Source organism: Burkholderia sp. MSMB0856, assembly GCF_001524645.2.
GTDB classification, from domain to species: domain Bacteria; phylum Pseudomonadota; class Gammaproteobacteria; order Burkholderiales; family Burkholderiaceae; genus Burkholderia; species Burkholderia diffusa.
The window spans coordinates 1493694-1520017 of sequence record NZ_CP013427.1 but is presented as its reverse complement, the minus strand read 5'-3'; the positions used below and the strand labels follow the sequence as shown (position 1 = coordinate 1520017).

At 68.0% G+C, this 26324-nt stretch carries 19 protein-coding genes; 9 read left to right on the top strand and 10 right to left on the bottom strand.

The window, feature by feature from the left end; translation table 11 throughout:
* Positions 1–6 precede the first annotated feature (6 nt).
* The 3 genes from WS87_RS08225 to WS87_RS08215 all read right to left on the bottom strand — a co-directional run bounded on the left by WS87_RS08225 (position 7) and on the right by WS87_RS08215 (position 1904).
* On the bottom strand, positions 7–1005 hold the full coding sequence (locus WS87_RS08225) for an NADP-dependent oxidoreductase (RefSeq protein WP_059817631.1): 999 nt from the start codon (positions 1003–1005) through the stop codon (positions 7–9).
* A gap of 108 nt (positions 1006–1113) precedes the next feature.
* Positions 1114–1593 (bottom strand): PaaI family thioesterase, encoded by a 480-nt coding sequence (locus WS87_RS08220; protein WP_011885047.1) that lies wholly within the window; start codon positions 1591–1593, stop codon positions 1114–1116.
* Positions 1590–1904 carry a Dabb family protein gene (locus WS87_RS08215; RefSeq protein WP_059529737.1) on the bottom strand — a complete coding sequence of 105 codons (315 nt, stop codon included), beginning with the start codon at positions 1902–1904 and terminating at the stop codon, positions 1590–1592. Before WS87_RS08215 ends, WS87_RS08220 begins: the two co-directional genes overlap by 4 nt.
* Positions 1905–2786: 882 nt before the next feature.
* On the opposite strand from WS87_RS08215, the gene WS87_RS08210 reads away from it, so the two are divergent.
* Complete coding sequence (locus tag WS87_RS08210) at positions 2787–4928, top strand: hypothetical protein (RefSeq protein ID WP_059817926.1); 2142 nt, start codon at positions 2787–2789, stop codon at positions 4926–4928.
* Positions 4929–5073: 145 nt separating this feature from the next.
* On the opposite strand, the gene WS87_RS08205 is transcribed toward WS87_RS08210, so the two are convergent.
* The 5 genes from WS87_RS08205 to WS87_RS08185 all read right to left on the bottom strand — a co-directional run bounded on the left by WS87_RS08205 (position 5074) and on the right by WS87_RS08185 (position 12587).
* The gene (locus WS87_RS08205; protein ID WP_059817633.1) at positions 5074–6474 is read right to left on the bottom strand and encodes a sensor domain-containing diguanylate cyclase; all 1401 of its coding nucleotides are present in this window, start codon (positions 6472–6474) and stop codon (positions 5074–5076) included.
* Between the two features lie 297 nt (positions 6475–6771).
* Complete coding sequence (locus WS87_RS08200; RefSeq protein ID WP_059693340.1) at positions 6772–7950, bottom strand: acetyl-CoA C-acyltransferase; 1179 nt, start codon at positions 7948–7950, stop codon at positions 6772–6774.
* A gap of 51 nt (positions 7951–8001) precedes the next feature.
* Positions 8002–8634, bottom strand: coding sequence for a bifunctional nicotinamidase/pyrazinamidase (gene pncA / locus WS87_RS08195; protein ID WP_059698553.1), 633 nt, complete (start codon positions 8632–8634; stop codon positions 8002–8004).
* Positions 8635–8677: 43 nt separating this feature from the next.
* A complete protein-coding gene (locus WS87_RS08190) occupies positions 8678–10762 on the bottom strand; it encodes a 3-hydroxyacyl-CoA dehydrogenase NAD-binding domain-containing protein (RefSeq protein ID WP_059817636.1) in 2085 nt (694 codons plus the stop codon).
* A 181-nt stretch (positions 10763–10943) separates the two neighbouring features.
* A complete protein-coding gene (locus tag WS87_RS08185; protein WP_059817638.1) occupies positions 10944–12587 on the bottom strand; it encodes a 3-(methylthio)propionyl-CoA ligase in 1644 nt (547 codons plus the stop codon).
* A 164-nt stretch (positions 12588–12751) separates the two neighbouring features.
* On the opposite strand from WS87_RS08185, the gene WS87_RS08180 reads away from it, so the two are divergent.
* The 5 genes from WS87_RS08180 to WS87_RS08160 all read left to right on the top strand — a co-directional run bounded on the left by WS87_RS08180 (position 12752) and on the right by WS87_RS08160 (position 16556).
* A complete protein-coding gene (locus WS87_RS08180; protein ID WP_059817640.1) occupies positions 12752–14320 on the top strand; it encodes a protein adenylyltransferase SelO in 1569 nt (522 codons plus the stop codon).
* Positions 14321–14358: 38 nt separating this feature from the next.
* Entirely contained in the window at positions 14359–14790 is a 432-nt protein-coding gene (msrB, locus tag WS87_RS08175; protein WP_059529717.1) for a peptide-methionine (R)-S-oxide reductase MsrB, read from the top strand.
* Positions 14791–14914: 124 nt separating this feature from the next.
* On the top strand, positions 14915–15445 hold the full coding sequence (locus WS87_RS08170) for a septation protein A (RefSeq protein WP_011352350.1): 531 nt from the start codon (positions 14915–14917) through the stop codon (positions 15443–15445).
* 1 nt (position 15446) lies between these two features.
* The gene (locus WS87_RS08165) at positions 15447–15755 is read left to right on the top strand and encodes a BolA family protein (protein ID WP_059529714.1); all 309 of its coding nucleotides are present in this window, start codon (positions 15447–15449) and stop codon (positions 15753–15755) included.
* An 18-nt stretch (positions 15756–15773) separates the two neighbouring features.
* The gene (locus WS87_RS08160; protein ID WP_059529712.1) at positions 15774–16556 is read left to right on the top strand and encodes a peptidylprolyl isomerase; all 783 of its coding nucleotides are present in this window, start codon (positions 15774–15776) and stop codon (positions 16554–16556) included.
* A gap of 165 nt (positions 16557–16721) precedes the next feature.
* On the opposite strand, the gene WS87_RS08155 is transcribed toward WS87_RS08160, so the two are convergent.
* Together WS87_RS08155 and purL are read right to left on the bottom strand one after the other, a co-directional pair.
* A complete protein-coding gene (locus tag WS87_RS08155; protein WP_059817642.1) occupies positions 16722–17264 on the bottom strand; it encodes a GNAT family N-acetyltransferase in 543 nt (180 codons plus the stop codon).
* The gene (gene purL, locus WS87_RS08150) at positions 17264–21328 is read right to left on the bottom strand and encodes a phosphoribosylformylglycinamidine synthase (RefSeq protein WP_059817643.1); all 4065 of its coding nucleotides are present in this window, start codon (positions 21326–21328) and stop codon (positions 17264–17266) included. Before purL ends, WS87_RS08155 begins: the two co-directional genes overlap by 1 nt.
* 330 nt (positions 21329–21658) lie before the next feature.
* Between purL and WS87_RS08145 the strand changes: the two genes are divergently transcribed.
* From WS87_RS08145 to pgi, 3 genes are all read left to right on the top strand, one after another.
* Positions 21659–22960: an FAD-dependent oxidoreductase gene (locus WS87_RS08145; RefSeq protein ID WP_059817645.1), complete on the top strand. Its 1302-nt coding sequence runs from the start codon at positions 21659–21661 to the stop codon at positions 22958–22960.
* A gap of 51 nt (positions 22961–23011) precedes the next feature.
* Positions 23012–24556 carry an NAD(P)H-hydrate dehydratase gene (locus tag WS87_RS08140; RefSeq protein ID WP_059817647.1) on the top strand — a complete coding sequence of 515 codons (1545 nt, stop codon included), beginning with the start codon at positions 23012–23014 and terminating at the stop codon, positions 24554–24556.
* 111 nt (positions 24557–24667) lie between these two features.
* A complete protein-coding gene (gene pgi, locus WS87_RS08135; protein WP_059817649.1) occupies positions 24668–26290 on the top strand; it encodes a glucose-6-phosphate isomerase in 1623 nt (540 codons plus the stop codon).
* The last annotated feature ends 34 nt before the right edge of the window (positions 26291–26324 follow it).

Here is a 26324-nt window from a genome sequence, read left to right as displayed (position 1 = left end):
CGCGGATCAGACGAGCTGCACGAGCTGCTTGCCGAAATTGCGGCCTTTCAGGAGCCCGAGGAACGCGTCCGGCGCCCGCTCGAGTCCGTATGCGATCGTCTCCCGGTAATGCAGCTGCTTCGTCGCGACGAGTTCGCTGAGTTCGGCCAGCGCGGGCGGCCATGCGTCAGGGTATTCGAACACGATGAAACCCTGCATCGTCAGCCGCGAGCGCAGGATCAGGCCCGGATTCGCGAGCGGCACGGGCACGCCGTCGTAGCCGGCAATCATCCCGCACACGGCGATCCGGCCGAATGCGTTCATCCGCGCCATCGTCGTGTCGAGCACGGCGCCGCCGACGTTCTCGAAACAGCCGTCGACGCCGTCCGGCGTCGCAGCAGCCAGATCGTCGGCCAGCCGGCCGGCCTTATAGTCGACGCACGCGTCGAAGCCGAGCGTGTCGACCACGTAGCGGCACTTGTCGGGGCCGCCCGCGATACCGACCGCACGGCATCCGGCGCGCTTCGCAAGCTGGCCGACGACGCTGCCGACCGCGCCGCTCGCCGCACTGACGACGATCGTTTCGCCGGCTTTCGGCGCGATGATCCGGTTCAGCCCGACCCACGCCGTCACGCCCGGCATGCCGGTCACGCCGAGCCAGGCGGACAGCGGCACCCGCGACGTGTCCACCTTGCGCAGCCCGTTGCCGTTCGACGTGCCGTATTCCTGCCAGCCGAACTGGCCGACCACGTGCTCGCCGACATCGAAATCCGGGTGACGCGATTCGATCACCTCGCCCGCCGTGCCGCCGATCATCACCTCGTTCAGCGGCTGCGGCACCGCGTACGACTTCGCGTCGTTCATGCGTCCGCGCATGTACGGATCGAGCGACAGGAAATGGTTGCGAACCCGCAGCTCGCCGTCGGCGAGCGGCACGAGCGGCGTTTCGACGAGCCGGAAGTTGTCGGCGCTCGCGGCGCCTTGCGGGCGTGACACGAGCAGAATCTGGCGATTGATCGTGTTCATGGCTGTCTCCTTGGCTCCGTTCGCAGCGTGACACGGGCCCGCTGAGAATCCGTGCCGCAAAACAAAACGGCCCTGCCCGTAACCAGGCAGGGCCGCGCGTTCCGGCGCTTACGCGTCGCTCGGGCCGGGGTGGGCATCCGGCGCCGTACGCGTGCGTTGTCGCTTGATGTCGCGGCCGACCGCGAGCCGCCGCATGTACTTGAACGTGCCGAGCGCCTTCGCGACGAAGTTGCCGTCGCTGTCGCGCACTTCACCTTCGCAGTACGCCATCGTCGTCGAACGATGCATCACGCGCCCGTATGCGCGCAACTCGCCGCGCCCGGGCTGCATGAAATTCACCTTCATCTCGACCGTGACGACGCCGACGCCGTCGTCGGTCAGGCTCCGGGCGGCCATCGCGAGCGCGATGTCCGACAGCGTCATCGTCACGCCGCCGTGCGCGATGCTCCACGTGTTCATGTGCCGCTCGTCGAGCGGCAGCACGATCTCGCTCGCGCCATCCTTCGCGGACACGAGCCGCACGCCGAGCAGATCGACGAACGGGCTTTCGATCGACGGGCCGTCCGTCGGGGATGCCGCGTCGCTCATCGTGCGCTGTCGGACAGGTAGTCGACGCACTGGCGCGATTCGGCCACGGCAACGACGAATTTCTTCACTTCCTGGTGAACCGGGTGCACCTGGTACGCATCGAGCGCGGCCTGGTCCGTGAAATCGGACACGAGCACGACGTCGGACGTGGCTTCCAGGCCCGGCGTCGCGATGCCGACGTCGAGTTGCAGGATGCCCGGCACGAGGTCGCGGCAGCCTTCGAGCTTTTCCTTCAGCTTCAACGCGTTTTGCGCACGCGTGCCGCCTTCCGCCGATTCTTTCAGCTTCCACATCACGATATGTCTGATCACTTCCGTTGCTCCTGTTCGTTGGCGTGCGTGCTGCCGGCGCGCCGCTGGGGCGGCGGACGACGCACCCCGTCTGTTGTCGGTCTGCGCTGTTTGCCCGCGGGCGCGGGCGGGCCGGGACGAAACGAGTCGAATATCGACCGTCGTCCGGTCGTTCCGACGACGATACGCGATTTTTCACCGCATCGATATTCGACGACGCGATCCGGGAAACGGCGGCAGGCACCAAGCCTACCAAACTTGACGACCGCGATGGGGCGATCATGCAGCGGGCGGCCCGCATCGGTTGGCGTGCGGCGGCAATGGCGTCCGTCTGCGGCCGAATGGCAGGAACGCGCATTGCTCGGCCGAATCGCCCGGCTTCACGTTGCTCTTGACTCGACTCCGGTCCGGCATCAATCGCCGGATCACCGGATTGAAGCGCCATTACCAACTATTTGATCGATCGTTATCCGGATTCGTTATTCATATTTTCATATATCGTACGTTTTACCGGCTGGAGGAGTAATAATTGCGATTTAACAGGCAATTAAATATTCGATAATTCATAAAACATCATTGACTTTGACTTTCATCGAAATTTAGAATCCCATACAACGTCTTTCGTCCGATTTTTCAGAACCGCACGACCATCGCCCTTCGCCTTCGCGAAGGCTTTCTCCAGTGACTACACCCGCATCAAAACGGGCGGCGCGTCCTTTTGCCTTCACTTTTCGGCATTGATCGTCCATTCGATTAATACCGTTCAATTCGCCCCCCGAGCATCACGCGACGATTAATCCGGACATTTTCAGAACGCCCGCGACGCGGCACAAAGCGGATCAAACCGTCCGCTCATTCAGCATTCCGATAAAAATCACATGCATCAGGAGGGTCGTCATGAACGTGCACCGCTTCACGAAATCGCTGTGTCTCGGATTCGTCTGCGCGGGCCTGCTCGCCGCCTGCAACGACGACGACGTCCAGTCGAGCGGTACGCCGTCGAATAGCGCCGCACTGTCGTTCCGCATGGACGCCGGCGGGCAAATCAATGCGTTCTACCGGCAGGACAAGGTCGCCGCGCACCTGCTGGTGCGCTCGTCGACGAAACCGCGTCTGCTCGTAGTGTTTCCGGCCGGCAATAGCGGCACCGGGCTGTGGTTCGACGACGTCGCTCAGCCGGTGAACTGGAGTCTCGACACGCCGCCGTCCGCGCTGTCGGCGCCCGACCCGCGCGGTCGCGCGCTGTACGGCATCGGCGCCGACGTGTCGGTCGACACCGACACGCTGACGATCCGCCAGGGCCTGCTCGGCAACGTGCGCTTCCTGCGCGACTTCAACGGCGGCGCGACGATTCCGCCGGAGATCGTAACCGCCCCGACGGCCCAGGGCAGCGCCGCACAATGGCAGCGCGACCGGATCGACGGCGCGCCCGGCCAAATGCTGCGCATCACGCTGCGCGACGGCGGCAGCATCGCGACGGCCGCGGGCGGCAAGCTCGTGCTGCGCGCGGCGCCCGGCGCGCATACGCTGAAACTGCACGTCGACGCGCTGTCGGGCGAGACGCCGTTGTCGCCGATCCTGCGCGCGGACCTGCTCGCGCCGTCCGTGAATCCCGACCCGGTCAGCCAGAACGTGCTCGAATTCCTGAGCTTCCACGACAAGCTGCTGGCCGGCTCGTGGCAATACGACACGTACTTCGGCCGCGACACGCTGATCTCGGTGCGCATGCTGATGCCGGTGCTCGAGCCCGCGGCGATCGAGGCCGGGCTGACGTCGGTGCTGAGTCGCCTGTCGAACGACGGCAAGGTCGCGCACGAGGAAGGCATCGGCGAATTCGCGCTGGTCGACAACGCGAAGCACGGCCGGCCGAACGATGCAACGCCGACCTACGATTACAAGATGATCGACAGCGACTACCTGCTCGCGCCGATCGCGGCGGCCTGGCTGATCGACGACGCGCGCGGCCAGGCGCGCGCGGCCGCCTATCTCGCGCAACGCGGCAGCGACGGCCAGACGAACGGCAGCCGGCTCGTCGTCAACCTGCTGCACGTCGCGGCGACTGCGCAGCCGTTTGCCCAGCAGCCGTCGGTCGCGAACCTGATCCACCTGCGGCCCGGCGAGATCGTCGGCAACTGGCGTGACAGCACCGACGGGCTCGGCGGCGGCGTCTATCCGTACGACGTGAATGCGGTGCTCGTGCCGGCCGCGCTGCGCGCGGCGAATGCGTTCCTCGCGCGCGGCCTGCTCGATCCTTACCTGGACGCCGGGCAACGCGCAGCGCTCGCGAACACGTCGACCGAAGCGGCGACCTGGGAGCAGCAGGCGCCGCCGCTGTTCCAGGTGAGCGTGCCGGCCGCGCAGGCTGCGACCGACATATCGGCCTATGCGCCGTCTGCCGGTGTGCCGGCCGGCACCGCGCCGAGCGCGCCGCTGATGTTCTACGCGCTGTCGCTCGACCAGCAAGGTACGCCGATCCCGGTGATGAATTCCGACGGCGGCTTCGCGCTGCTGTTCGGCACGCCGCCGGACGACCAGCTTCAGCGGATCGTCGCCGACGTCACGCGGCCGTTCCCGACCGGGCTCGTCACCGATGTCGGGATGCTGATCGCGAACCCCGCGTATGCGAACCAGGCGCTGTGGCCCAAATTCACGAGTTCCGCGTATCACGGCACGGTGATCTGGTCGTGGCAGCAGGCGATGTGGGTCGCCGGGCTCGACCGCCAGCTCGCGCGCCAGGATCTGTCGGACACGACGCGCACGCTGCTGACGCAGGCTCGGCAGACGATCTGGCAGGTGATCTCGAACGGACGCGACATGCGCACGTCGGAAATGTGGACCTGGTCGTACGTGAACGGCCGGTACCAGACCGATGCATTCGGCACCCGCAGCGCGGATGCAACCGAGGCCAACGCGGCACAGCTGTGGAGCACGACGTATCTCGCGATCCGCGATCCGCAACTGCGCGCGGGCAAGTACTGGTGGCAGGCGTCGCAGCGGATGCAGGACGCGCAGCCGGAGCGTGCGGCGGCCATCGCGTCGCGTTAGCCGATGCGCCAGTAAAACGAAAGCCCCGCACGCTCATGCTCGTGCGGGGCTTCATTCCGAATGCGTGCGAGACGAACCTGCCTCGCGTCGCGCCATCATGTTGCGGCCGCGCGCACTACGTAGTCGAATGCGCGACGGCCGCTCTTCAGTGCGCGACCACGCGATTGCGCCCGTCGCGCTTCGCCTGGTACAGCCGTTCATCGACCGCTCGCAGCAACGCATCGACCGTGCTCCCGTCGACACCATACTGCGCGACGCCGACGCTGACCGTCACCTGCACGCGCTTGAAATCCAGCCCGAACGGCGAACTCGCGATCGACGAACGCACGCGCTCGGCCGTCATGCGCGCGCCTTCGAGCGGCATCTCGGGCAACAGCGCCATGAATTCCTCGCCGCCGACCCGCGCGAGCGCACCGGCCGGACGAATCGCCTCGAGACACTGGCGCACGACGCCGCGCAGCACCTCGTCGCCGATCTGGTGCCCGTACGCGTCGTTGATGTTCTTGAAGTTGTCGAGATCGAGCGCGAGCAGGCAAAACGGCGTGCCGTCGCGCTCCGCGCGCACGATCTCGCGCTCGACCTGCGCGATGAACTGGCGGCGGTTCGACGCCCCCGTCATCGGATCGGTCGCGGCCATGTATTCGAGCTTCTGGTTCGTGCGCCGCAACTCCTGCAACGCACTCTCGGTGCGCGCCATCGATTCCGACAGCCGGCTCATCAGATCTTCCTGGCTGTAGATCGCCGAGAACGAGCGCGTCGTCTGCAGCGCCTGCACGACGCCGTAGCTGAGCAGGAAGAACCCGCCCGCGAAGATCGCATGCGCGAGCCACCACATGTGGTTCCAGGGCTTGCCGAGGATGAACGCGAGCGACGACAGCGCGAACGCCATGATCGACACGCCGTAGATCACCATCAGCGGCGAACGGATGCGCCGCGCGAGCAGCACGCCGACGTTGAGCAGCGAAAACACCAGCGCGCCGCCTTCCATCGACAGTCGCGTGCCCAGCGCGCCCGCGACCGGCGAATACGCGATGTATGCGACCGCCACGTTGACGACCAGGAACAACACGATCCACGGCAGCCACGTTCGCGCGCGCGTACGCTTCTCGAACCGATCGGGCGGCTGCGAATACGACAGCAGCCCCGTCAGCAGCAGGATCGACATCACGAGGCGCGATGCGGGCCCGTACAGCAGGAACAGCCAGATGTTGTGATGCGCCATCCCGGTGAACAGGCCGTGCATCGCATAGATCATCGCGAAGCCCAGAAAGCCGAGTGTCAGCCAGCGCAACAGCGGCTCGCCGGACGACCGGTAGCACACCCAGGTCACGTAGGTGACGAATGCGCCCTCGAGGGTCGCGGCGGCGATCGCGATTTCATGGAAGGCGTGGCTCTCGAACACGACGTGCGGGTCGCTGAAGAACCACAGATAGGCGATCAGATAGGCTGGCAGCAATGCGAAGCCGACCAGCAGGCATTTCGCATAGAGCCTCGCGGCCGCGCTGACGACGCGCGGCGGTTCCCCGGCTGCATAGGTCGTGCTCAATTCGGTCCCCGTTCGGTCTGCTGCGTGGTTCGAACGTTCACGGTGCCGGACACGCGCGATGCATCGACTGCGCCGGCTACCGGAAACGCATCACGTGCGTCGGTGCGATGCACGCGTTGCCCCATCCCGCCGAAAGGCAAATGTCAGAGCAAGTATAGGTGCGGCAATTCGTTTGACAAGTAAGGGGAAACGGCAGCATCGAACCGGCACCGTTTGCTTCCCGATCCTTTCGAATCGCATTCGACGGCCGCGGCTTGCGTCGGCGCAAGCGGCGGCCGTCGGCCGGCATGCAAAAAATCAGACGATTTCGAACAGGCCGGCGGCGCCCTGCCCGCCGCCGATGCACATCGTGACGACCACGTATTTCACGCCGCGCCGCTTGCCTTCGATCAGCGCATGGCCCGTCAGGCGCGCACCCGACACGCCGTACGGATGGCCGACCGCGATCGCGCCGCCGTTCACGTTCAGGCGGTCGTCAGGAATCCCGAGCGTATCGCGGCAGTACAGCACCTGCACCGCGAACGCTTCGTTCAGTTCCCACAGGCCGATGTCGTCGACCTTCAGCCCCGCCTGCTTCAGCAGCCTGGGCACCGCGAACACCGGGCCGATGCCCATTTCGTCCGGCTCGCAACCGGCGACCGCGAAACCGCGGAACACGCCGAGCGGCTGCAGCCCTTCGCGCTGTGCGACATCCGCGTTCATCACCACGCACGCCGACGCGCCGTCCGAGAACTGGCTCGCGTTGCCCGCGGTGATCACGCCGCCCGGCACGGCCGAACGGATCTTCGAGACGCCGTCGAGCGTCGTGTCGGGCCGGATGCCTTCGTCGGCCGACACCGTCACGTCCTGCGTGAACAGCCGGCCCGTCGCCTTGTCGGCGATGCCCGCGCGTACGGTGATCGGCACGATCTCGTCGTTGAAGCGCCCGGCTTCCTGCGCGGCCGCGGCCCGCAGTTGCGACCGCACGCCATACTCGTCCTGCCGCTCCTTCGAGATTCCGTAGCGCTTCGCGACGTTCTCAGCCGTCTGAAGCATGTTCCAGTAGATCTCGGGCTTGTGCTCGACGAGCCAGCCCTCCTGGATCATGTGCCGGTTCATCTCGTTCTGCACGCACGAGATCGATTCGACGCCGCCCGCGACATACACGTCGCCCTCGCCCGCGATGATCCGTTGCGCGGCGAGCGCGATGGTCTGCAGCCCAGACGAGCAGAATCGGTTCACCGTCATCCCCGGCACGCTTACCGGCAGCCCGGCGCGCAGCGCGATCTGCCGCGCGATGTTCGCGCCGGTCGCGCCTTCGGGGTTCGCGCAGCCCATGATCACGTCCTCGATGCGCGCGGGGTCGAGCTTCGCGCGCTCGAGCGCGGCCGCGACCACGTGGCCGCCGAGCGTCGCGCCGTGCGTCATGTTGAATGCGCCACGCCACGATTTCGCGAGCGGCGTGCGTGCGGTCGATACGATTACGGCTTCGGTCATGCGAGTCTCCTTCGGTCCTGCTTCATGTCCTGAATCGGGGATGGGAATGCGCTACGCCGTCGGGCGCGCGCCCGCGGACGTCACGTGTGCGACGCCCGCCGCCTGCATCTGTTGCCATGCGTGCGCGAGCGACCCGTTCAGGTCGATCGCACGGCACGCATCGTTGATCACGGCGGCCTCGAAGCCGGCCGCGCGCGCATCGAGCGCGGACCACGCGACGCAATAGTCGGTCGCGAGCCCGCAGCACCACACGCGCTTCGCGCCGAGCTCGCGCAGATAGCCGGCGAGCCCCGTGCGCGTCGTGCGGTCGGCTTCGACGAACGCGGAATAGCTGTCGACCTGCGCGTCGCCGCCCTTGCGGATCACGAGCCTCGCATGCGGGATGTCGAGGTCGCGATGCAGCGCCGCGCCTTCGGTGTCCTGCACGCAATGCACGGGCCACAGCACCTGCTCGCCGTACGGCAGCGCGAGCGTCGAGAACGGCTCGCGCCCCGGATGATTCGCCGCGAACGACACGTGGTCGCGCGGGTGCCAGTCCTGCGTCAGCACGACCTGGTCGAAGCGTCGCGCGAGCGCGTTGATTACCGGTACGACCGCGTCGCCGTCCGGCACCGCGAGTGCGCCGCCCGGCATGAAGTCGTACTGCACGTCGATCACGAGCAACACGTCGTCAGTGCGTTTCATTGCGTTTCTCCTTGCAAGCCCGGTCGCGCCGTCACGCCCGGCGTCAGCCGTTGAACCCGCGTCCGGCCTTCGCCAGTTCGACGATCGACGGCGCGAGCTGCCACGCATCGCCGTTCGGCGCGGCCGCATAGCGGCGGATCGCGCGCTCGACGTTGTAGAGGCCGACCATGTCCGCATACAGCATCGGGCCGCCACGCCACAGCGGAAAACCGTAGCCGGTCAGATAGACCATGTCGATGTCGGACGCCTTCGACGCGATCTTCTCCTCGAGAATCTTCGCGCCTTCGTTGACGAGCGCGAACACGAGCCGCTCGACGATCTCGTCGTCGCCGATCTTGCGCCGCTCCACGCCGCGCTCCTTCGAATACGCGACGACCATCTCGTCGACGAGCGCCGACGGCTTCGCCTTGCGCTCGCCCGGCACGTAGTCGTACCAGCCGCCGCCCGTCTTCTGGCCGAAGCGGCCCTGTTCGCACAGGCGGTCTGCGATCTTCGAGTAATGCAGATCGGGCTGCTCGACATAGCGGCGCTTGCGGATCGCCCAGCCGATGTCGTTGCCGGCGAGGTCGCTCATCCGGAACGGGCCCATCGCGAAACCGAACTTCTCGATCGCGCGGTCGATCTGCGCGGGCAGCGCGCCTTCCTCGAGCATGAAGAGTGCCTGGCGGATGTACTGCTCGATCATCCGGTTGCCGATGAAGCCGTCGCACACGCCCGACACGACCGCCGTCTTGCGGATCTTCTTCGCCACCGCCATCACGGTGGCGAGCACGTCCTTCGCGGTCTGCGCGCCGCGCACGACCTCGAGCAGCTTCATCACGTTCGCCGGGCTGAAGAAGTGCGTGCCGACCACGTCCTGCGGCCGCTTCGTGAACGCGGCGATCTTGTCGACGTCGAGCGTCGACGTGTTCGACGCGAGGATCGCACCGGGCTTCGCCACCGCATCGAGCTGGCCGAACACCTGCGCCTTCACGCCGAGTTCCTCGAACACGGCCTCGATGATCAGGTCCGCATCCTTCAGGTCGTCGTAGGACAGCGTCGGCGTGATCAGCGCCATGCGCGCGTCGAGCTTCTGCTGCGTGAGCTTGCCCTTCTTCACCTGCGCGTCGTAGTTCTTGCGGATCGTGGCCAGCCCGCGGTCGAGCGCGTCCTGCTTCGTCTCCAGCAGCGTGACGGGCAGGCCCGCGTTGATGAAGTTCATCGCGATCCCGCCGCCCATCGTGCCCGCGCCGATCACGCCGACGCGGCGGATCTCGCGCACCGGCGTATCGGCCGGCACGTCGGGAATCTTGCTCGCCGCGCGCTCGCCGAAGAACGCGTGGCGCAGCGCGCGGCTTTCCGGCGTCATCATCAGCGCGACGAAACCGTCGCGCTCGGCGACGCTGCCCTTGTCGAAACCGTTCAGCACGCCGGCCTCGATCGCGTCGATGCACTTGTGCGGCGCGGGGAAGTTCGGCGCGGCGGCCCGTGCGGAATTGCGCGCGAACTGGATGAAGCCCGCCGCATTCTCGTGGACGATCCTGCGATCGCGCACGCGCGGATGCGGCCCCTGCCGCGCGCCGACCTGGCGCGCGAACGCGACGGCCGCGTCGAGCAGGTCGCCGTCGGCCATCTCGTCGAACAGTCCGCTCGTCGCGAGCTGCTCCGACGGCACCGGCGCGCCCGACACGATCATGTTCAGCGCGGTTTCGAGGCCCACCGCGCGCGGCAGGCGTTGCGTGCCGCCCGCGCCCGGCAGCAGGCCGAGCTTCACCTCCGGCAGCGCGACCTGCGCGCCGGGCGCCGCGACGCGATAGTGCGCGCCGAGCGCGAGCTCCAGGCCGCCGCCCATCACGACGCTGTGCAGCGCCGCGACGACCGGTTTCGCGCTCGCCTCCACCGCGCGGATCACGGTGTGCAGCGTCGGTTCCTGCAGGGCCTTCGGGGTATTGAATTCGGTGATGTCGGCGCCGCCCGAGAACGCGCGGCCCGCGCCGGTCAGCACGATCGCCGTGACCGACGGATCCTGCGCGGCGCGATCGAGCGCGTCCATGACGCCCTGGCGTGTCGACAGGCCGAGCCCGTTGACGGGCGGATTGTTGAGCGTGATGACGGCCACGCCGTCGCGAGTCGAGTAATCCACTGCCATCTGCCTGCCTCCATGCATCGCGCGCCGGGGTGGCTGCGCTTCATTGTGCGCGGTCGAACGGCCGCATGTCCGGATCGAACGGAGGCAGCATACAACGAAAAAGCACGGTCGTTCAATTTGATTTTCTCCCGATCCGGGGCCGGATCGGGAGACCGCGCGGCGGGCCGTCGCCGGCCGCGGCTTACGGCTCGCCGACCGCCGTCGGCAGCACGTAGTTGCGGAACGTCTCGCGCAGCTTCAGCTTCTGCAGCTTGCCGGTCGCGGTGTGCGGCAGCGATTCGACGAACACGACGTCGTCGGGCACCCACCACTTCGCGACCTTGCCCTCGTAAAACGCGAGCAGCGCGTCGCGCGTCAGGTTCGCCCCTTCGCGCGGCACCACGACGAGCAGCGGACGCTCGGTCCATTTCGGGTGCGCGCACGCGATGCAGGCGGCTTCGGCGACACCCGGGTGCGCGATCGCGACGTTCTCGATGTCGATCGAGCTGATCCATTCGCCGCCGGACTTGATCACGTCCTTGCTGCGGTCGGTGATCTGCAGGAAGCCGTCGGGATCGATCGTCGCGACGTCGCCGGTCGGGAACCAGCCATTCGACAGCGGCGACGTATCGCTCCCGAAGTAGCGATCGATCACCCAGGGCCCGCGCACCTGCAGTTCGCCGAACGCGACGCCGTCCCACGGCAATTCGTTGCCGTCGTCGCCGACGATCCGCATGTCGACACCGCAGATCACGCGACCCTGCTTTTCCAGCAACCGGCGCTGCGCGTCGAGCGGCCGTTGCGACTGCGCCCAGTTCAGCGTCGCGAGCGTGCCGAGCGGCGACAGCTCGGTCATCCCCCACGCATGGATCACGCGCACGCCGTATTCGTCCTCGAACGTGCGCAGCATCGCGGGCGGGCACGCGGAGCCGCCGATCACCGTGCGGTTCAGCGTCGAGAAACGCACGCCGGCCTCGCGCATGTAGTTCAGCAGCCCGAGCCACACAGTCGGCACGCCCGCGGAAAACGTCACGCGCTCGGCCTCCATCAGTTCGTACAGCGACTTGCCGTCGAGATCCTTGCCGGGCAGCACGAGCTTGCCGCCCGTGAGCGGCACCGCATACGGCAGCCCCCACGCGTTCACATGGAACATCGGCACGACGGGCAGCACGGCGTCGAGCGCCGACAGGTTCATCGCGTCGGGCAGCGCGGCGCCGTATGCGTGCAGCACCGTCGAGCGATGCGAATACAGCACGCCCTTCGGGTTGCCGGTCGTACCCGACGTGTAGCACAGGCCGGACGCCTGCAATTCGTCGAGACGCGGCCAGTCGTAGCGGCCGTCCTCGGCGTCGACGAGCGTTTCGTAGCACAGGAGCGGCGTCGCGCCGGACGGCAGATGCGCGGCGTCGGTCATCGCGATCCAGCCTTTCACGTGCGGACATTGCGGCGCGATCACGTCGATGAGCGGCGCGAAATTGATGTCGAAACAGACGTAGCGGTCTTCCGCGTGATTGACGATGTAGGCGATCTGCTCGGGAAAGAGACGCGGGTTGATCGTATGGCACACGGCACCCATCCCGCCGATCCCGTAATACGCCTCCAGATGCCGGTAGCCGTTCCAGGCCAGCGTGCCGACGCGGTCGCCCGATTCGACGCCGAGCCGCGCGAGCGCCTGCGCGAGCCGTTTCGCGCGCTGCTCGCAGTCGCGGTACGTGTAGCGATGCAGGTCGCCTTCCACGCGCCTCGACACGATCTCCGTGTCGCCCGCATGACGCGCGGCGTGCGCGATCAGCGACGACACCAGCAACGGCATGTCCATCATCTGGCCCAGCAACGGCTTACCCATCGTCTTGTTCTCCCGGAAGGACGCGAATCGGTGACCAGCCTCGAAACGGTGCGCCAGCTTGCAGCCTGTCCACGGCCCGGACAGGCCTGGCGCAAGGCGCGCGGGCCGCCATGCGGGCGGCGCGGCGCCGCCTTACAATATCGGCTTACCCAGAGGCGCTCAACATGTCGTTTTCCCGAAGCGCAGCCGATACGGCTGACACTCTCCCCGACCTCGCCGCGACGCTCGGCGCGCCGGCCACCGGCGCGTTCGTCACGCTCGGCGACGCGTTTCATACGCGGCTGCCGGCCGCGCCGCTGCCCGCGCCGTACGTCGTCGGCTTTTCCGACGAAGTCGCGAACCTGCTCGGGCTGCCGGTGTCGCTCGGCCTGCAGCCCGGGTTCGCCGAGCTGTTCGCCGGCAACCCGACGCGCGACTGGCCGGCGAGCGCGATGCCGTATGCGTCGGTGTATTCCGGTCACCAGTTCGGCGTGTGGGCCGGCCAGCTCGGCGACGGCCGCGCGCTGACGATCGGCGAACTCCCCGGCGCGGACGGCCAGCGCTACGAACTGCAGATCAAGGGCGGCGGCCGCACGCCGTATTCGCGGATGGGCGACGGCCGCGCGGTGCTGCGCTCGTCGATCCGCGAATTCCTGTGCTCGGAAGCCATGCATCACCTCGGCATCCCGACCACCCGCGCGCTCACGGTGATCGGCTCCGACCAGCCGGTGGTGCGCGAGGAGATCGAGACGTCGGCTGTCGTCACGCGTGTTTCGGAGAGCTTCGTGCGCTTCGGCCACTTCGAGCATTTCTTCTCGAACGATCGCCCGGACCTGCTGCGCCAGCTCGCCGATCACGTGATCGACCGCTTCTATCCCGCATGCCGCGACGCCGACGATCCGTACCTCGCGCTGCTCGAAGCCGCAATGCTGCGCACGGCCGACCTCGTCGCGCAGTGGCAGGCGGTCGGCTTCTGCCACGGCGTGATGAACACCGACAACATGTCGATCCTCGGCGTGACGATCGACTACGGCCCATTCGGCTTCGTCGACGCGTTCGACGCGAACCACATCTGCAACCACTCCGACACGAGCGGCCGCTACGCGTACCGGATGCAGCCGCGCATCGCGCACTGGAACTGCTACTGCCTCGCGCAGGCGCTGCTGCCGCTGATCGGGCTGCAGCACGGGATCGCCGACGACGATGCGCGCGCCGAGCGCGCGGTCGACGACGCGCAGGCCGTGCTCGCGAAGTTTCCCGAACGCTTCGGCCCCGTGCTCGAACGCGCGATGCGCGCGAAGCTCGGCCTCGAGCTCGAGCGCGAGAACGACGCCGAGCTCGCGAACAAGCTGCTCGAAACGATGCACGCGAGCCATGCGGACTTCACGTTGACGTTCCGCCGGCTCGCGCAGCTGTCGAAGCACGACGCGAGCCGCGACGCGCCGGTGCGCGACCTGTTCATCGATCGCGACGCATTCGACGCGTGGGCGAACCTCTATCGCGCACGGCTGTCCGAGGAAACGCGCGACGACGCGGCCCGCGCGGCCGCGATGAATCGCGTGAATCCGAAATACGTGCTGCGCAACCATTTGGCCGAAGTCGCGATCCGGCGCGCGAAGGAAAAGGATTTTTCCGAAGTCGAGCGACTCGCGCAGGTGCTGCGCCGGCCATTCGACGAACAACCGGAACACGAAACGTATGCGGCATTGCCGCCCGACTGGGCCGGGTCGCTCGAAGTGAGCTGCTCGTCGTGACCCGCACGACCCGACCGACCGATCAGGAGAACATCCACATGTCACACGATTCCGACGACAAGACCTTCCCGTACCAGAAGGACGACGCCGAACTGCGCCGCCGGCTCACGCCGATGCAGTACGAGGTCACGCAGCATGCGGCGACCGAGCGCGCCTTCACCGGCGAATACACCGACACCGAGGACGCCGGCATCTACAAATGCGTCGTCTGCAGCACGCCGCTGTTCGAATCCGGCGCCAAGTTCCATTCGGGCTGCGGCTGGCCCAGCTACTTCAAGCCGCTCAACGGCGAGGTGATCGACGAGAAGATCGACCGCTCGCACGGCATGGTGCGCGTCGAGGTCCGCTGCAACCATTGCGGCGCGCATCTCGGCCACGTGTTCGAGGACGGACCGCGCGACAAGACCGGTTTGCGGTACTGCATCAATTCGGCTGCGTTAAACTTCGAGTCCCGACCCGAAAACGAATGAGCGGCACCGGACGGATCGGTCGGACAGCCTGCCCGGCTGCCCCGATCCCGGACGGTGGCGCCTGGCGGGTCCCCACAACGGTGAAAGGCCGCACGATGCGGCCTTTCACGCAGCTGCGAGCGCCATGAAATTCCTGTTCGATCTGTTTCCGATCATCCTGTTTTTCGCCGCCTTCAAGGTCTGGGGCATCTTCACCGCCACCGCCGTCGCGATCGTCGCGACACTGGCCCAGGTCGCGTGGGTGGCCTTCCGGCACCGGAAGGTCGACACGATGCTGTGGGTCAGTCTCGGCGTGATCGTCGTCTTCGGTGGCGCCACTCTCGTCCTGCATGACGAGAAATTCATTCAATGGAAACCGACTGTGCTGTACTGGCTGTTTGCGATCGGGCTGCTCGCCGCACGCTATGCGTTCGGCAACAACCTGATCGAGAAGATGATGGGCAAGCAGCTCACGCTGCCGCACCCCGTGTGGGACAAGCTGAACGTCGCGTGGGCGCTGTTCTTCGCGGTGCTCGGCGTCGCGAACCTGTACGTGGTGCACAACTTCACCGAATCGCAGTGGGTGAACTTCAAGCTGTTCGGCACGACGGGCGCGATGGTCGTGTTCATCATCCTGCAGAGCCTGTGGCTCACGAAGTACCTGAAGGACGAATGACATGACCGACGCCTTTCTCGCCGCCTCTCCCGACGAACGCATCGCGCTGATCGAAGCGCGCCTGAGCGCAGCGCTCGCGCCGCTGTCGCTCGCGGTGCGCGACGACAGCGCGCAGCACGCAGGCCACGCCGGCGCGGCCGCCGGCGGCCACTACACGGTGACGATCGTGTCGGCCGCCTTCGCGGGCAAGCCGCGCGTCGCGCGGCACCGGCTGGTGTATGATGCGCTCGCTGATGCGATGCAGCGCGGCATTCACGCGCTCGCGATCGTGGCTTATACGCCCGAAGAATTCAACGAATCTTCAATCTAGTCTCAACAGGAATTCCCGATGATCCTGAAATCCCCCCGCCTGTGGGTCGCGGCGGCTGCATTCGCAGCGGCACCGGCATTCGCCCAGAACATCGCCGTCGTCAACGGCACGCCGATTCCGAAGTCGCGCGCCGATGCGATGGTCGCGCAGCTCGTCCAGCAAGGCCAGACCGACAGCCCGCAACTGCAACAAGCCGTGCGCCAGGAACTCGTGAACCGCGAAATCCTGATGCAGGAAGCGATCCGCGAAGGCATTCCGAACCGTCCGGACGTGAAGGCGCAGGTCGCCGTCGCGCAACAGACCGTCGTGCTGCGCTCGATGATCGAGAGCTTCCTGAAGAAGAACCAGCCGACCGACGCGGAAGTGAAGGCGCGCTACGACGATCTCGTGAAAGGTGCCGGCGGCAACCGCGAGTATCACCTGCACCACATCCTCGTCGACAGCGAGCAGCAGGCGAAGGATCTGATCGCGAAGATCAAGGCCGGCGCGAAGTTCGAGGATCTGGCCAAGCAGTACTCGAAGGATCCGGGCTCGGGCAAGAACGGCGGCGACCTCGACTGGTCGGATCCGAAGGCGTACGTGCCGGAATTCGCGGCCGCTGCGCAGAAGCTCCAGAAAGGCCAGATGACCGACGCGCCGGTAAAGACACAGTTCGGCTGGCACATCATCCGTGTCGACGACGTCCGCGACATCGCCCCGCCGCCGTTCGACCAGGTGAAGGCGCAGATCGCGCAACAGCTCGTGCAGCAGAAGCTGCAGGCGTTCGAGGAAGGCCTGCGCCAGCAGGCGAAGATCCAGTAACGTCGGCGACGATCGCCCACGCAAAGGCCGCTCCCCGGAGCGGCCTTTTTCTTTGTCATGCTCGCTTGCGGTCGGCCAGCCCACGCGGTGGCCGCGCAAAGAAAAAGCCGCTTCGAGGCGGCTTTTCAGGACTGCGGGATAACGTTCGGGCTGCGCGGCGAGCCGCTATGCCGGATAAAACACATCGTGGTAGCGGACTTCGCCCGACGGCCGCGGCGCAGCTTCGTCGAACGCCAGCGCGAGAAAATACTCGGGCGGCGCATCCGGGAACACCAGATCGCCGGACTGCACGAAGTCGAAACGCGCGTAATACGCGGGATCGCCGAGCACGACGCAGCCGCGCGCACCGAGCCGGCGCAACGCGTCGAGCCCCGTGCGCACGAGCCCCACGCCGATGCTTTGCCGCTGGCATTCGGGCAGCACCGCGAGCGGTGCGAGCCCGTACCATTGCTGGCTGCCAGCCGGCTCGCCGCCGATCGACACCGGCGAAAACGCGACGTGACCGATCACGCGCTCGTCGCGCTCCGCGACGAGCGACACGCTGAGCACACCCTCCGCGCGCAGCGCATCGACGATGTGCCGTTCGAACTGACCGTGCTGCGGCTCGTCCGCGAACGCGGCCACGATCACGCGACCGATCGCATCGACATCGCTCGCGCGTTCATCGCGCAGCGTGACGATCTCGACCGGTGCGTGCGGATCGAACATCAGCCGATCCAGCGGCGTGCGTTACGGAACACGCGCATCCACGGGCTCGCTTCGCCCCAGCCTTCCGGATGCCAGCTCATCGTGACCGTGCGGTGCACGCGCTCCATGTGCGGCATCAGCACCGAGAAGCGGCCGTCGGCCGTCGTGACCGACGTGATGCCGGCCGGCGAGCCGTTCGGGTTGAACGGATAACGCTCGGTCGCCTCGCCACGGTGGTCGACGTAGCGCATCGCGACCGCGACGCGATCGATGTCGCCCTGCTGCGAGAAGTCCGCATAGCCTTCGCCGTGGGCGACCGCCACCGGAATCCGCGAGCCTTCCATCCCCGCGAAGAAGATCGACGGCGACTTTTCCACTTCGACGAACGAGAAACGCGCCTCGAACTGCTCCGACTTGTTGCGCGTGAACTTCGGCCATGCCTCCGCGCCCGGAATCATCGACGCGAGGCTCGACAGCATCTGGCAACCGTTGCAGATGCCGAGCGCGAACGTGTCGGGACGCGCGAAGAAGGCCGAGAACATGTCGGCGAGATTCGCGTTGAAGCGGATCGTCTTCGCCCAACCTTCGCCCGCACCCAGCACGTCGCCGTACGAGAAGCCGCCGCATGCCACCGCGCCCGCGAAATCGGCGAGCGTTGCGCGGCCGGCCAGCAGGTCGCTCATGTGCACGTCGTGCGCATCGAAGCCCGCGCGGTCGAACGCGTAGGCCGTTTCGAGATGCGAGTTCACGCCCTGCTCGCGCAGGATCGCGACACGCGGGCGGGCGCCCGTCGCGATGAAGGGTGCTGCGATGTCGTCGGCCGGATCGAAGCTCAGCACCGGCGAGATGCCCGGGTCGGCCGCGTCGAGCAGCGCGTCGTATTCGGCGTCCGCGCAAGCGGGGTTGTCGCGCAGGCGCGCGATGCGCCAGCTCACTTCGCTCCACGCGCGATGGAGTTCAGCGCGCGGCGCGTCGAACACCTTCTTCGCGTCACGGTACACCTCGATCACGTCGCGATCGTTGACCGTGCCGATCACGTGCGAGCACGCCGACAGACCGAACTCGCGCAGCGCGCCGAGCACCGCGTCGCGATCGGCCGCGCGCACCTGCACGACGGCGCCGAGTTCTTCCGAGAACAACGCGCGCAGCGTGCGATCCTCGCGACGGCCGCTCGTCTGCTTTGCCCAGTCCTTCGCGTCGCCGTAGTCCGATTCGTGATTCGGGTCGAGCGTCAGCATGTCGACGTTCAGCGACACGCCCGCGTGACCCGCGAACGCCATTTCGCACACCGTCGCCCACAGGCCGCCGTCCGAGCGGTCGTGGTACGCGAGCAGCTTGTCTTGCGCGTTGAGCGACTGGATCGCGTTGAAGAAGCGCTTCAGGTCTTCCGGATCGTCGACGTCCGGCGTCGTATCGCCGACCTGCTGCGTGACCTGCGCGAAGATGCTGCCGCCCATCCGGTTCTTGCCGCGGCCGAGATCGATCGCGATCAGCACGCTGTCGCCCGCGTCGGCGATGCGGCGCAGTTGCGGCGTCAGGTGACGGCGCACGTCCTCGACCGGTGCGAACGCGGAGATGATCAGCGACACCGGCGACACCACTTCCTTCGCGACGCCCTGCTCGTCCCACTTGGTCTTCATCGACAGCGAATCCTTGCCGACCGGGATGCCGATCCCGAGCGCCGGGCACAGCTCCATGCCGATCGCCTTGACCGTGTCGAACAGCGCGGCGTCCTCGCCGGCCGTGCCGCACGCGGCCATCCAGTTCGCCGACAGCTTCAGCTTGTCGAGCGACGCGATCGGCGCGCTCGCGATGTTCGTGATCGCCTCGCCGACGGCCATGCGGCCCGATGCCGGCGCGTCGATCACCGCGAGCGGCGTGCGCTCGGCCATCGTCATCGCCTCGCCCTTGAAGCCCGCGTAGTCGAGCGCGGTCACCGCGCAGTCGGCCACCGGCACCTGCCACGGGCCGACCATCTGGTCGCGCACCGACGTGCCGCCGACCGAACGGTCGCCGATCGTGATCAGGAACGACTTGCTGCCGACCGTCGGGTGCTTCAGCACGTCGACCGCGACTTCCGACAGCGCGATGCCCGTCACCTCGACCGGCGCGCGCTCGGTCGCGACGCGCGCGACGTCGCGGTGCATGCGCGGCGGCTTGCCGAGCAGCACTTCCATCGGCATGTCGACCGGGAATTCCTCGATGCCCGTTGCTTCGTCGTCGACGAGCTTCAGCTGGCGTTCGTCGGTCGCGACGCCGACCACCGCGAACGGGCAGCGCTCGCGTGCGCAGATCGCCTCGAAGCGCGGCAGGTCGGCCGGCGCAATCGCCAGCACGTAGCGCTCCTGCGCCTCGTTCGACCAGATTTCACGCGGCGACAGGCCCGATTCCTCGAGCGCGACCTTGCGCAGTTCGAAGCGCGCGCCCTTGCCCGCGCCGTCGACGATTTCGGGGAACGCGTTCGACAGGCCGCCCGCGCCGACGTCGTGGATGCTCAGGATCGGGTTTTCCGCGCCGAGCTGCCAGCAGCCGTTGATCACTTCCTGCGCGCGCCGCTCGATTTCCGGGTTGCCGCGCTGCACCGAGTCGAAGTCGAGTTCGGCCGTGTTCGCGCCGGTCGCCATCGAGCTCGCCGCGCCGCCGCCCATGCCTATCCGCATGCCTGGGCCGCCGATCTGGATCAGCAGCGAACCTGCCGGCACGTCGTGCTTGTGCGTGTGTTGATCCGCGATGTTGCCGAGGCCGCCCGCGATCATGATCGGCTTGTGATAGCCGCGCACCTGGCCGCCGACGTTCTGCTCGTACACGCGGAAGTAGCCGCCGAGGTTCGGACGGCCGAATTCGTTGTTGAACGCGGCGCCGCCGAGCGGGCCGTCGATCATGATCTGCAGCGGCGACGCGATGCGGTCCGGGCGGCCGTATGGGCCGTGCGCATCGTTCGGGTTGCGCTCGCCGACCGGCTGCGCCGCGTCGCGTGCGTTTTCCCACGACTGGCGTGCGTCCGGCAGATCGAGGTTCGACACGGTGAAGCCCGTGAGGCCGGCCTTCGGACGCGCACCGCGCCCCGTCGCGCCTTCGTCGCGGATCTCGCCGCCCGCGCCGGTCGCCGCGCCCGGGAACGGCGAGATCGCCGTCGGGTGGTTGTGCGTCTCGACCTTCATCAGCGTGTGGGTGAGCTCGGTGTGACGACCGTAGCGTTCGCCCGGCTCGCCGGCCGCGCCCGCGTTGCGCGGGAACCAGCGCTCGGCTTCGGCGCCGACCATGATCGACGAGTTGTCCGAATACGCGACGATCGTGCCTTGCGGGCTCAGCTTCTCCGTGTTGCGGATCATCGCGAACAGCGACATGTCCTGCGCTTCGCCGTCGATCGTCCACTGCGCGTTGAAGATCTTGTGGCGGCAATGCTCGCTGTTCGCCTGCGCGAACATCATCAGTTCGACGTCGGTCGGGTTGCGTTCGAGCTTGCGGAACGCGTCGACCAGGTAGTCGATCTCGTCGTCGGCGAGCGCGAGGCCCAGCTCGACGTTCGCGCGCTCGAGCGCGGCGCGGCCGACGCCCAGCACGTCGACGGTCGCGAGCGGCTTGGCCGGCAACTCGTCGAACAGGTGCTTCGCGTCGTCGCGCGCGGCGACCACGCTTTCGGTCATCCGGTCATGCAGCGCGGCCGCGACGGCTGCGCGCGCGTCGTCGGACAGCGCCTTCTTGCCGCCGAGCAGGCCCGACTTCAGCGTGACCGTGAATTCGACGCCGCGTTCGATGCGGCGCACTTGCGTGAGGCCGCAGTGCTGCGCGATATCGGTGGCCTTGCTCGCCCACGGCGAAACGGTGCCGAAGCGCGGCAGCACGACGAACGTCTCGGCCGTGCCCTTCTCGGCCGCCGGCTCGAACGGCGCGCCGTAGTGCATCAGTGCGTCGATGCGTGCGCTGTCGTCGGCCGACAGCGGCTCGGCCGCATTGACGAAGTGCAGGAACTGGCCGCGCACCGCGACGATGTTGGCGTCGATTTGCCTGAGCGTGTCGAGCAGACGGGTTTGACGGAAATCGGAGAGGGCCGAAGCGCCGGGAAAACACGAGAAGTGAGCCATGGGCTGGACTGACGTCGATGAGTCGCGCGAGGTGGCGACGTGGGGCGAAAGGAAGGCCGTAATTATACCCGGAAGTCGGCCGTCCCAGACCGGCTGATCGGCACCCGTCACGCACCGCAACGGTGCGGCGGCATCCGCGGCGCACAGCCGGCCGCCGGACCGGCACGCACGGCCGCGGCGGCCGGCGACCACGCGATGGCGGAATCGGACGAGGTCGCGCGACGCCGGTTCGCGCGATTTTGGCGCTATCATTCCCGGTTCACCGGGCCGGGAGCCCGTCAGCGAATCCTCACCGGGCGGCATGCATGCCGCCCGTCATCGAAGCAATCCATGGATGTCATCGTCATCGGCGGCGGAATCAGCGGCGTCGCCACCGCCTACCAGCTGCGCGCGGCCGGCCATCGTGTGTGCGTGGTCGAACGCCACGCGACCGTCGCGCAGGGCGCGACCTACGGCGACGGCGGCACGCTGCTGCCGAGCCCGCTCGACGTCTGGTTCGGGCCGACCTTCATGCGCCAGCGCCAGCCGCGTGACGCCGGCATCGTCTACAAGCCGGGCTTCAACGGCGGCGTGCGCCGCTTCGTCAAGCAGCTCGCCGCGCTGCGCGAGCCTGACGCATTCGCCGCGCAGTATGCGCGGCTGCGCCCGCTGATCGACGCGTCGCGCGAGTCGCTCGCCGACATCGAGGCGCGCCTCCAGATCGAATTCGAGCAGAAACCCGGGATCCTGCACGTCGTGCGCGACCCGCGCGACTGGGAAGCGCTGCAACCGGCACTCGACCTGCTGCGTGCGCTCGACCAACCGTACCGGGTGCTCACGGCCGACGAATGCGCGGCGCTCGAGCCTTCGGTGCCGGCCGAGCCCGGCTTTGCCGGCGGCGTGCTGCTCGAGAGCGAGCGCACCGGAAATTGCCCGCTGTTCGCGAAACTGATCAAGCAGACGCTCGACGAGCACGGCGTGCAGTTCCGCTTCGGCGCGGACGTCGCCGCGATCCGCGTCGACACCGGCCGGGCCGCGGTCGAGCTCGCGCCGGCCGGCGGCCGGCACGCGACGAAGGCGCACGAGGTCGACGTGATGTCGGCCGACGCGATCGTGGTCGCCGCGGGCGCCGGCAGCCTGCCGCTGCTGGAGCGGCTCGGCTGGCGGCTGCCGCTGCATCCGGTGCGCACGCATACGCTGACCGCCCCGGTCGCGTACGAAGAACATGCGCCGCACCTGAGCGTCGTCGATTCGATCAAGCGGATTTCGATCACGCGCACCCACCAGCGGCTGCGCATCGGCGGCGGCGCCGTGCTGCAGAGCCTCGCCGACACCGCGAAGCCGCTCCCCGAGCCGCTGTCCGAGGCCGCGCTCGCGCTGCTCGGCCAGGCCGTCCACGACTGGGTGCCGGGCGCCGCGAAGATTTCCGCCGCGCTGTCGTGGCAAGGCACGCAGCTGCTGTCGCCGGACGGCCTGCCGGTCGTCGGTCCGACCCCGCATCCGCGCGTGTTCGTCAATTTCGGGCATGGCCCGGCCGGTTGGGGCCTCGCGTGCGGGTCTGCTAAAGTGGTGACAGACTGTCTGAGCGGCGACACGCAGCAGTGGCCCGCCGACACGCTCGCCGCGCTGAGTCCCGCGCGCTTCACGACCTGACCGCCACGGGCCCGTCCCGGCGCGGCCTCCTCCCGCCGCCATGACCCCGCGATGACGAATCCCCGCCCGCTTCCCGACTCCGCCCCGCTCGCGCTGCTGCGCGTCGCCGACCTGCGCGCGGCCGAGGCCGCCGCGACCGCCGAACTGCCGCCGCACACGCTGATGGGCCGCGCGGGCGCCGCCGCCGCGCGCTGGCTGTCCGAACGGGTGGCCGGAGACGACCGCCCGGTCTGGTTCGCGGTCGGCCCCGGCAACAACGGCGGCGACGCGCTGGTAGCCGCCGCACAACTGCAGCAGCTCGGCGTCGCGACGCAGGCCTGGATGCCGGTGCCGGTCAAGCCCGACGATGCGCAATGGGCGCTCGGCCTCGCGCGCGCGGCCGGCGTGCCGCTGTCGACCGAACCGCCCGCCTCGCTCGACGATTACGCGTGGGTCGTCGACGGGTTGTTCGGCATCGGCCTCGCGCGCGCACTCGACGGACCGTTCGCCGCCCAGGCCGCGCGCATCGCCGCACATGCCCGAAGCGGCGGCCGCGTGCTCGCGCTCGACGTACCGAGCGGGCTCGACAGCGACACGGGCCGGATCGTCGGCGCGGGCGTGGCCGTCACCGCGACGCACACGCTCACCTTCATCGGCGCGAAGCCGGGGCTTTATACCGGCGACGGCCGCGACCTCGCCGGCGAGATCGACATCGCGTCGCTCGACGTCGCACCGCCCGCCGCGCCGGCCGTCGTGCTGAATGCACCAGCACAGTTTGCCGCCGCGCTGCCCGCCCGCGCGTTCGCTTCGCACAAGGGCACGTTCGGCAGCCTGGCGGTGCTCGGCGGCGACACCGGCATGTGCGGCGCGCCGATCCTCGCCGCGCGTGCCGCGCTGTTCGCCGGCGCCGGCAAGGTGCATGTCGGCTTCCTCGGCGCCGGCGCGCCGCCGTACGACCCGCCGTTTCCCGAACTGATGCTGCATCCCGCGGACAGCCTCGAGCTCGATGCGATGTCCGCGATCGCGGCAGGCTGCGGCCTCGGCGCGCGCGAGGCCGCGGTCGCCCTCGTGCGCGACGTGCTCGCGCACGACGCCACGACGCTGCTCGACGCCGACGCGCTGAACCTCGTCGCGACGCACGCCGACCTCGCCGCCGCCGTCGCCGCCCGCGGCGCCCGGGGCAACGCGTGCGTGCTGACACCGCATCCGCTCGAGGCAGCGCGGCTGCTCGGCAGCGATACCGCGACGGTGCAGCACGACCGGCTGGCCGCGGCGCAGACGCTGGCCGCGCGCTACGCGAGCATCGTCGTGCTGAAGGGTTCGGGCACGGTGATTGCGGCGCCCGACGGCCGCCTCACGATCAATCCGACCGGCAATGCGGCGCTCGCCACCGGCGGCACCGGCGACGTGCTCGGCGGCCTGATCGGCGCGTTGCTCGCGCAGCGCGTCGCGCCGTACGAAGCCGCGCTTGCGGGCGTATACCTGCACGGCCTCGCGGCCGACACGCTGACCGCGAACGGCACGGGGCCGGCCGGCCTCACCGCGGGCGAACTCGCGCCGATGGTGCGCACGCTGATCAATCGCCTTTTTTACCCGTCGGCGCGCGCCGACATATAACGCCGCTATACTGGGTGCCCCGCCGCACGGCGGGCCCGCTCGTCCGCCGGCGTTCCGATCCCGATGCGCCGGCGCGGCATTCCTCCCGATTCACGCTTCACTCGAACCGCCATGACGCTGAATTCGCTCCCCGCCTGGACTGCCCTTCAATCCCACTTCGAACAAATCCGCCACGCGCGGCTGCGCGACTGGTTCGCGCCGGAAAACGACCGCGCGCCGACCCGCGCCGAACGCTTCACGATCCCCGGCGGGGGCCTTGCGGCCGACTTCTCGAAGAACCGCATCAACGACGACACGCTGCGCCTGCTCGTGCAGCTGGCCCGCGAAGCGGGCGTCGAGGCGCGCCGCGACGCGATGTTCGCCGGCGAGATCGTCAACCCGACCGAAGGCCGCGCCGCGCTGCACACGGCATTGCGCGCGACCGACCCGCACGCGCCGTTCCATGCGCAGGTCAGCGCCGAGCGCGCGAAGATGGCGACCTTCGCACGCGCCGTGCGCAGCGGCGCGTGGACCGGCTACACCGGCAAGCGCATCCGCCACGTGATCAACATCGGCATCGGCGGCTCGGATCTCGGACCGAAGATGGTCACGCATGCGCTGCACCATGTCGCGACGCCCGACATTTCGACCCACTTCGTGTCGAACGTCGACGGCGCCGATCTCGCGCGCGTGCTCGAACAGGTCGACCCGGAGGAAACGCTCGCGATCATCGTGTCGAAGACCTTCACGACGCTCGAGACGATGACGAACGCACGCTCGCTGCGCGACTGGTTCGTCGCGCGCGGCTGCCCGGAAGATGCGCTGGCGAAGCACTTCGTCGGCGTGTCGGCGAACCCGGCCGAAGTCGTGAAGTTCGGCATCTCCGCCGACAACGTGTTCGAAATGTGGGATTGGGTCGGCGGCCGCTATTCGCTGTGGTCGGCGGTCGGCCTGTCGATCATGATCGCGATCGGGCCCGAGCAGTTCGACGAACTCCTCGTCGGCGCGAACGACATGGACCGCCATTTCCGCGAAGCGCCGCTCGAGCGCAACCTGCCGGTGCTGCTCGGCCTGATCGGCATTTGGTACCGCAACTTCTTCGGCTCGCAGAGCTATCTCGTCGCGCCGTATTCGGAAGCGCTGCACTACCTGCCGTCGTACCTGCAGCAGCTCGAGATGGAAAGCAACGGCAAGTCCGCACGCCTGGACGGCACGTTCGTCGACTACCCGACGTCGGCCGTCACGTGGGGCGAGCCGGGCACCAACGGCCAGCACGCGTTTTTCCAGATGCTGCACCAGGGCCCGACGATCGTGCCGATCGACTTTATCGCGGTGCTGACACCCGAGCATCCGCTCGCGAGCCATCATCCGAAGCTGCTCGCGAACTGCTTCGCGCAGAGTGAAGCGCTGATGCTCGGCCGCACGCTCGACGAAGCGCGCAAGGTCGCCGGCCCCGGCAAGGAAGCGCTTGCGCCGCACCTGACCTTCCCCGGCAACCGCCCGACGACGACGCTGCTGGTGGATGCGCTGACGCCGCGCACGCTTGGCGCGCTGATCGCGCTCTACGAGCACAAGGTGCTGGTGCAGGCAACGGTATGGGACATCAATCCGTTCGACCAGTGGGGCGTCGAGCTCGGCAAGATTCTCGGCAAGGTCGTCGAAGCCGACCTGTCGGCCGAAGCGGTCGATCCCGCGAAGCACGATTCGTCGACGACCGCGCTGATCGAGCGCGCGCGTGCGGCACTCAAGCGCTGACGCGACAGCGTCGAACGCACGCCGGCCGCACCGG

Coding starts and splice junctions, on each gene's coding strand:
- WS87_RS08145 (WP_059817645.1), top strand. CDS start 21,659: ATGGATGTCATCGTCATCGGCGGCGGAATCAGCGGCGTCGCCACCGCC.
- WS87_RS08220 (WP_011885047.1), bottom strand. CDS start 1,593: ATGAGCGACGCGGCATCCCCGACGGACGGCCCGTCGATCGAAAGCCCG.
- WS87_RS08160 (WP_059529712.1), top strand. CDS start 15,774: ATGATCCTGAAATCCCCCCGCCTGTGGGTCGCGGCGGCTGCATTCGCA.
- WS87_RS08185 (WP_059817638.1), bottom strand. CDS start 12,587: ATGGGTAAGCCGTTGCTGGGCCAGATGATGGACATGCCGTTGCTGGTG.
- WS87_RS08165 (WP_059529714.1), top strand. CDS start 15,447: ATGACCGACGCCTTTCTCGCCGCCTCTCCCGACGAACGCATCGCGCTG.
- purL (WP_059817643.1), bottom strand. CDS start 21,328: ATGGCTCACTTCTCGTGTTTTCCCGGCGCTTCGGCCCTCTCCGATTTC.
- msrB (WP_059529717.1), top strand. CDS start 14,359: ATGTCACACGATTCCGACGACAAGACCTTCCCGTACCAGAAGGACGAC.
- pncA (WP_059698553.1), bottom strand. CDS start 8,634: ATGAAACGCACTGACGACGTGTTGCTCGTGATCGACGTGCAGTACGAC.
- WS87_RS08190 (WP_059817636.1), bottom strand. CDS start 10,762: ATGGCAGTGGATTACTCGACTCGCGACGGCGTGGCCGTCATCACGCTC.
- WS87_RS08200 (WP_059693340.1), bottom strand. CDS start 7,950: ATGACCGAAGCCGTAATCGTATCGACCGCACGCACGCCGCTCGCGAAA.
- pgi (WP_059817649.1), top strand. CDS start 24,668: ATGACGCTGAATTCGCTCCCCGCCTGGACTGCCCTTCAATCCCACTTC.
- WS87_RS08140 (WP_059817647.1), top strand. CDS start 23,012: ATGACGAATCCCCGCCCGCTTCCCGACTCCGCCCCGCTCGCGCTGCTG.
- WS87_RS08155 (WP_059817642.1), bottom strand. CDS start 17,264: ATGTTCGATCCGCACGCACCGGTCGAGATCGTCACGCTGCGCGATGAA.
- WS87_RS08180 (WP_059817640.1), top strand. CDS start 12,752: ATGTCGTTTTCCCGAAGCGCAGCCGATACGGCTGACACTCTCCCCGAC.
- WS87_RS08225 (WP_059817631.1), bottom strand. CDS start 1,005: ATGAACACGATCAATCGCCAGATTCTGCTCGTGTCACGCCCGCAAGGC.
- WS87_RS08170 (WP_011352350.1), top strand. CDS start 14,915: ATGAAATTCCTGTTCGATCTGTTTCCGATCATCCTGTTTTTCGCCGCC.